Origin of the sequence: Bartonella sp. DB5-6, from assembly GCF_000278115.1 — a bacterium.
GTDB lineage: Bacteria > Pseudomonadota > Alphaproteobacteria > Rhizobiales > Rhizobiaceae > Bartonella > Bartonella refiksaydamii.
This window is the reverse complement of the sequence record NZ_JH725121.1, coordinates 74,356-80,933: the sequence shown is the minus strand read 5'-3', so window position 1 is coordinate 80,933 and position 6,578 is coordinate 74,356. Positions and strand designations below refer to the sequence as shown.

Sequence of the window (6,578 nt, the reverse complement as noted above, 5' to 3'; positions counted from 1 at the left end):
GCATAAATAGTTTCTTCTGCTGCTCCTTGGGTGCTTCTCCCTCTGTTTGGTTTATTAACCGTTGCATAAAGGGCTTCTGGGTTAGGTTGTGAAGAAGGGGAAGGATGATTTTTTTTCATGCATGTTTCCTTTCAAGAATTGTTTTGGAAAACTTCTTTAGCGCACTCTCCACCTTTATCGCTTTACTGCGAAGAAGGATGCCCATTTGAATGATCTCCAACGATCCTCCGCTATTCGTGGTTATCGTAATCGATATTTATGTCTTTTATACAGTTTTTTTATGAAATTTTATCAATAAGTTAAATAAAATTACGGGGGTTATTTTTATGAAATTTTTCTTTGACATTTCATAAAAACTCTTGGCACAATTAAAATACAATAATTGGCGCCAAGAGGTCAGATGAAAAGCTAAAATTGTACCGGTCTTTAGCCGGTGAGGGCGAGCGATGAAGAACGACTAATTTTTAGAGCGCGCATTTGACAATGTGCTTCTTTGGTGAGTTTCATGGTTTGAGCAATGTTTTTTGCTTTGCTTTCCGATATACCAAGCATGCAAGAAAGTCTTGTAGTATCGTTTTCTTGTATGGCTTTACGCTCTTGTGATGATAAACGATTATATAATTGACGCCCGTAAATATGCAGCTCTTGTCGCAGCGCAGGGGAATGAGACAAGGCTTCTCTTTGTTGTTCCGGTGATAGAGAAAAAAGGTTTTGCAGGTTTTTCGTAGGCTTTTCGACAGATTGACTCAAGCGATTTTGTTCCCTTGTGTGTTGTTCTAGAATTTCATCCTTTGTCTGTTGTACTGCTGTTGCATAATTTTTAAATGCTTCACCTAGCTGTGGAGTACTCTTTTCTGCATGTCTGCGAGACGGGCTTTTTATACCCAATATTTTCCTTCCCGCAAATTTACAGACGGATTTAGGATTTTGAGTTATTTGGTCTGTAAATTGTTCGCCCAAGCTTGGATCTGCATTTATTATGTCCATCTTTGTGCTTAAAGCTTGTAGGTTGCCATAAACACGCTTTGACAAATGCTCAACTTTTTTTCGACATGCTGCGACAGAGGGATCATATTTAACTCTTTCGAAGAGTTCTTCATTGGTGAGAGGTGCTAATGTTTCTTTTGGGATTAGCGGCTCTTTCAGGCTTTTAACATTGCTTTTCTGGAAAGATATGAGGGCGCCGTTCTGTAATGTTTTTACTTGCTCTGGTGAAAGGTCATCTTTATGGCCGACGACGAAAGTACCATCCATTTCCAGTACAAAACCTTCTGCGCTCATCCCTCTAAAGATGCCGTCGTAGGTTACACCTTCTTTTGCTGCGATAACAATATGATTGTTGATTTCATCAAGTCCAGCATTTCTCATTTGGGAGATGAATTCCTTTAAAATAAGTGCTTTTTGTGGATGTGTGATATCCTCAAACAAATCCTTCATTGGTTGTGGGTTGCCGTTTTGCATTGCTGCAATACTAGCCTTTGTCAGGCGTTCTTTTGTGATAAAAGAAAAGTCGATTGGATGCCCTGCTGCTTGTCCAAGCTTTTCCATAAACATGCGTTGTGTGCGTCCATTGCCTTTTCTGAACGGATGAGCATGGTCGAGAGCTATAAATACCTCAGCGGCTTCTAGAGCAAATTCTTGCCGCGATAAACCTTGTAGATTGCTCTTCGCTGTAAGTTTTTGCCCTAATTGTTTAAGCTCTCTTTGAATCTGTGAACCGACAGCAAAGGGAACCTCATAACCTTTTGGTCGCATTGCTGGCATACGGGCTGTGGTGCCATCTGCAAATGTAAAAGATTGATCACGGGTCTGTCCGGCCCATTCAAAAGTGTTGTAGAAGAGGTTCCAGTGAATTGATTTCAGGTAGTCTGCATCAAATTTTCGTGGTAATGGTTCATGGCGAAAATTCACAGCCGCTCTAGCTGCTTCATGGGCACAGCGTTCATACAGTTTTTGTGGATTTTTGATGCCGTATTTATTTTTCAATGTTTTGCTTTTTTTATACAGATAATTTTGCTCTAACATAGGATATCTCCTTAGAGAATAGGGTGGTTCATGAGAGTGTTAAACTCTTCGTTTGAAAAGTTCCCCCATCGCGTATTCTTCTGAAATTTCGAGTGTTTTAGGAGGGAGTTACATTCCCTCAAATGTGTGGGTGTTGATGGTGATCTCAACGGCTTCGTGGTGTTTTTTTAATTCTTTTGAAGTGAGAAACGTAAAATGTTCCTTTGAGATGAGTGTCATGTACATTTCTTTTTTGAATGTGCTCTTAGTTCTTTTTGAAAATGCTGTTGGAAAGTCTTTTAGGTGTATTTTCTGCCATTGTTTAGCATTGTCACAAATGCGTGTGTTTTTTGGTGCTTTGTTTTTAATAAAGCCGTATTCAAAAGCTTTTTGATGGGTATGTAAAGTATGGGAATTGTGGTTATGGTCGCCATTAATTATTTGGTTATTTTGGGGTTCTTCATAAAGAGCGTCAGCATTGGTAAGTACAGGCGCAAAAGCAACAATTAAGAATTTTTCTTGTTGGATCATGTGAAAATTCCTTTTTAATAGGCATTTGTAAGGTAAAACGCACGCTTTTTGCCTTTTATGCTGTTGTTGTTATTTTGTTGTTCAATCCATTAAGAGGATATTTTTTTACTTTTTCTTTGCTTGGGGAGCAAAACGGTTTTTTTCAGAAGCTGCTAACATTTCTTTTCTCCTAAAATAGATCGCTCGACCACATCGTAAAGGTGGCTGTCCTTGCATAAGAATAATTTGTTCATCTTGACGCATATTTTGGATAATTTCGTGGGGTAAAATCAGGGCTCTTTGTTGATAATTGATGTTTTGAGAGCCTTTTGCTAAAGACAAACCTCTTGATTTACTTGTTCCGGTCACTTCAATGGTCATTTGACCACAACGTTCTGAAATGTCTTTGGCTGTTTGGAGGTCTTTGATGGCGGCATAACTCACAAATGAACAGCTTTCAAACCATGAGCGTGCTCCTGCTTCTCCAAAGTGATTGACCAACTGTCCAGAGGATTGATAAAAGAGCATTAAGGATGTGCCGTATTTACGGCCGCGATCACGGGCTTCTTCTAAAATATTCATATAACCAAGAAGATCAACTTCATCCAAGACAAACAAAACACGTTTTTTGTAGTTTCCGTCAGCTGTAATCATTGCATTTAAAAAAGCACCAATAATGACCCGTCCAATTGCTGGATAACTATTTAAAATGCTTGCGGGAAGATTGAGAAAAACATCGGTATTCCCGTTTGTAATATCTGAGGATGCAAAATCACTCCCACAGACAAGATCAGCGTAATTGGATAAAGAAAGCCACTGGGTATCTTTTGATGCAGTTGTATAGACCCCTGAAAAGGTTTGATCCGCCATTTCTGTAAAGATACCAACCATTTCACGAATAAAAGGAGAAGGCGTTGTTTCTTGAATCATACGCAATTGATCCACAACTGCTGTTTCTGATTGAGACAAAATTCCACGCAGTGTTTTTAAATTACGTTCATGGTATTCATATTCATCAGAAAATATGACATGAGCAAGAAGAGCCGTTAAAAGATTATGCGCTTGCGTCGAAAAATATTCTGCTGAAGAATTATCTGATTTTTTATCCGTGAGAAGCAATTTGGCAAAACCCACAATATTGGCTTCACGTTGTGTGCGTGGTACGCTGTCGTCTAAAAGCCAATCGAGCACATTAAAATTTCTTGTTAAGACCGAATTGGGATCTAGAACAATAACGTTTCTGTTGCCCATCTTTTTCCGCGCAAATCTGACCATAGGTGCAACTTCGGTTGAAGGATCGAGGCAAACGATAGAGCCTGGATATGTTAAACATGTTGGAACGACTGTACTTGTTGTTTTATATCCACCAGAACCGGCAAAAAAGATCATATGGGTTGAACCAAAATCAAGATTAAAGGTAAGCAAAGGTGCCGTCCCACCTTTACCCCATGTGGTTTTATTGCTAGGTGAAAAGGGAATATTGCACACGCTATCTTGATCAACACGGTATCTTTCACCAACAACAATTTGGCCATTAGCAGGAAAAATTTTTGCCGCTTCTTTTAAACTCATCCATGAGGCGTCACCAAAAATTCCTTTTTTTGCACGCTTGACTTTGTTGTTCCGTGGAGAGGTTGTCATGATTTGAATTGCTAAAAGAACAATGCCGATGATGACACCAAAAACAACCATAGAATCCATGAACTTGAGAGCATAGTTCCAAGTTATTCCTTGTTGACCAACATAGGGGCTTAAGCGCTTTATTTCACCTCCAATATAGTAAAGAGCAGTGATCCCAAAAAAGATAGCTGAAACAAGCGTGATTTTTTTGCGCAGGTATAGCTTTTGCGATAGGGTATAAAGCAATGAGACAGCAACAACCAGCACCAACACTAATAAAGGTTTTGAACGAAGATACCAATAAATTTGATTGTTGTCTAATCCATTTGTGATAAACAACAACAAATGAGGAACAACGAATATCGTTAAACTTCCTAAAACGATTGGCATTAAAATGAGCGCCAATTGTGTCTTTGTGTATTTCATTGCTTCTTACTTTCGATTTTTTCTGATTATGCCACAAAACGATGCTTTCAAAATTAGTGCTAGGATGTGAGATATCTCCCCCCCCCCCTTTTTTTCATGAGTGGGAGATATCAAAACTTTCCCAGCCATGGATGTTTTAATAAAGGAACAAGATTTCAAATTTTCTAGCTGGCCATAGCGAGCGCATTCGAGCGATTTAGTGTGGATGTGTAGGCTCGAGTATGTGTTTCTTTAGCCTTCTGAACAGTGTTGGTAATTTTTCGTGCTTTTTGTTCTGATACACCAATACTTTTCGCGAGTGTTTCATAATCATTGTTTTTTATCGCTCTATACTCGTCTGGTGAGAGACGATGCTCTAAATTGCGTACAAACGTGCGGAGTTCTTTGTACAACAGAGGAAATTGAGACAAGACTTCTCTTTGTGTTTCTGGTGATAAGCAAAGGAGATTTTGCAAGTCTTTACTCGGTTTCTCTATTGCTTTTCCGCGGCGTTCTTGTTCGATTTCATGTTCTTGAGTGATACTTTTCCCAGCTTGTTTTACAGCGTACGCGTAATTTGCAACTGCGTTACAAAGTAAATCCACATGTTCTTCAGCATTTGTGCGCACTTGATTTTTTAAGCAAAGGAGATCAAACCCTGCAAGACGAGAAACAGAGCTAGGTGCCCTTTCAATCTGATTGGCGAGCTGTTCCCCAAAGCTTGGATTTTTAATAATCTCCACCATTTGTTCGTTTAATACTTTTGAGCTGCCATAAACAATTTTTGTGCATTTCTGGATTTGTTCGCGGCATGTGTGGACACGAGCATCTTCTGCAATCTTTTCGGAAAGCTCACTTTTTGTCAAAGGGGCTAGTTGTTCTTTTGGGATGAGCACTTTTTCAAGTTCTTCGGCTTTTGGGGCTGTAAAGGTGAATTTGTCACCAGGTTTTAATGTCTTCATTTGTTCTGGTGTGAGATGTTCTTTGTTGCCGATGATGTAAGCACCTTTGATGTTGAGTGCAAAGCCTTCATGACCAGCACCTCTATAGATGCCGGTGTAAGTCTCACCTTCCTTTGCAACCATAACGGGACGATTATTAATATCGCGACCGCTTTTTTTCATGTTGTCCATGAATTCCTTTAAAACACGTATTTTTTCTGGGTTAGAGATATCCTCAAACAGATGTTTCATAGGTTCTAGATTACCATCTTCTGTTACTGCAACACTTGCAACCATCATGCGTTCTTTTGTTACAAGTGAAAAGTTAAGTTGATGTCCTGCTGCTTTGGCGAGATTTTCAAAAAAGAATCGTTGTGTGCGTCCATTACCTTCTCTGAAAGGATGTATATGGTTGAGAGAGTTGAACATTTCCATTGTTTCAGAAATAAAATCTTCACGCGTTAAGCCTTGCAAATTGTTCTTTTCGCGAAGCGTTTGATCTAATCTTTGTAAGCCTTCTTGAATTTTATCCCCAATCGCAAAAGCACTTTCCCAGCCCGTTCTTTTCATTTCTGGCATGACAGCGATGGTTCCATCTTCAAATGTGAAGGGAATATTACGGAGCTGTCCAGCCCATTCAAATGTATTAGAAAACAAACTTTTGTGAATATGGCATAAATAAGAGGCATCAAACTGTTCTGGTAGGGGCTCTGTGCGCAGATTGATCATCGCTTTTGTTGTATCATGGGAACATTTCTCCAGAAATAATTTTAAGTTTTTTATTCCATATTTATTTTTCAACGTGTTACTATTAGGATAGGTGTAGTTATGGGGAGAGATGGACGATATATTTTTTGTTTTTGACTTTGCTTTTGGCATGATGACCTCCTTATAATATAGCGCTGTCCATGAGAGTGTTAAATTCTTCTAGTGAAATATTCCCCCTTGCGTATTCTTCTAAAATTTTGAGTGTTGTAGGATGAAGTGTTATTCCTTCAAGCGCATGGCTGCTGATGGCTGCATTAACTGCTTCGCGGCGCTTTTTTAATTCTTCTAGCGTTATTGATAAGAAATTTTCTGTCGTTTTTGTTTCCATTT

The 6,578-nt window shown here is 39.1% G+C and carries 5 protein-coding genes; all 5 read right to left on the bottom strand.

All coding sequences use genetic code 11. The features are described from left to right. Positions 1–426 precede the first annotated feature (426 nt). The 5 genes from MCO_RS07785 to MCO_RS07765 all read right to left on the bottom strand — a co-directional run bounded on the left by MCO_RS07785 (position 427) and on the right by MCO_RS07765 (position 6,576). Positions 427–2,025, bottom strand: a complete 1,599-nt coding sequence (locus MCO_RS07785) for a BID domain-containing T4SS effector (RefSeq protein WP_007553633.1) — start codon at positions 2,023–2,025, stop codon at positions 427–429. Positions 2,026–2,133: 108 nt separating this feature from the next. Then, the gene (locus tag MCO_RS07780) at positions 2,134–2,535 is read right to left on the bottom strand and encodes a hypothetical protein (RefSeq protein ID WP_007553631.1); all 402 of its coding nucleotides are present in this window, start codon (positions 2,533–2,535) and stop codon (positions 2,134–2,136) included. Positions 2,536–2,640: 105 nt separating this feature from the next. Beyond that, complete coding sequence (gene traG, locus MCO_RS07775) at positions 2,641–4,560, bottom strand: Ti-type conjugative transfer system protein TraG (RefSeq protein WP_007553629.1); 1,920 nt, start codon at positions 4,558–4,560, stop codon at positions 2,641–2,643. 164 nt (positions 4,561–4,724) lie between these two features. Next, a complete protein-coding gene (locus tag MCO_RS07770; protein ID WP_007553627.1) occupies positions 4,725–6,359 on the bottom strand; it encodes a BID domain-containing T4SS effector in 1,635 nt (544 codons plus the stop codon). Between the two features lie 10 nt (positions 6,360–6,369). Beyond that, positions 6,370–6,576, bottom strand: coding sequence for an antitoxin VbhA family protein (locus MCO_RS07765; protein WP_007553626.1), 207 nt, complete (start codon positions 6,574–6,576; stop codon positions 6,370–6,372). Positions 6,577–6,578: the final 2 nt, after the last annotated feature.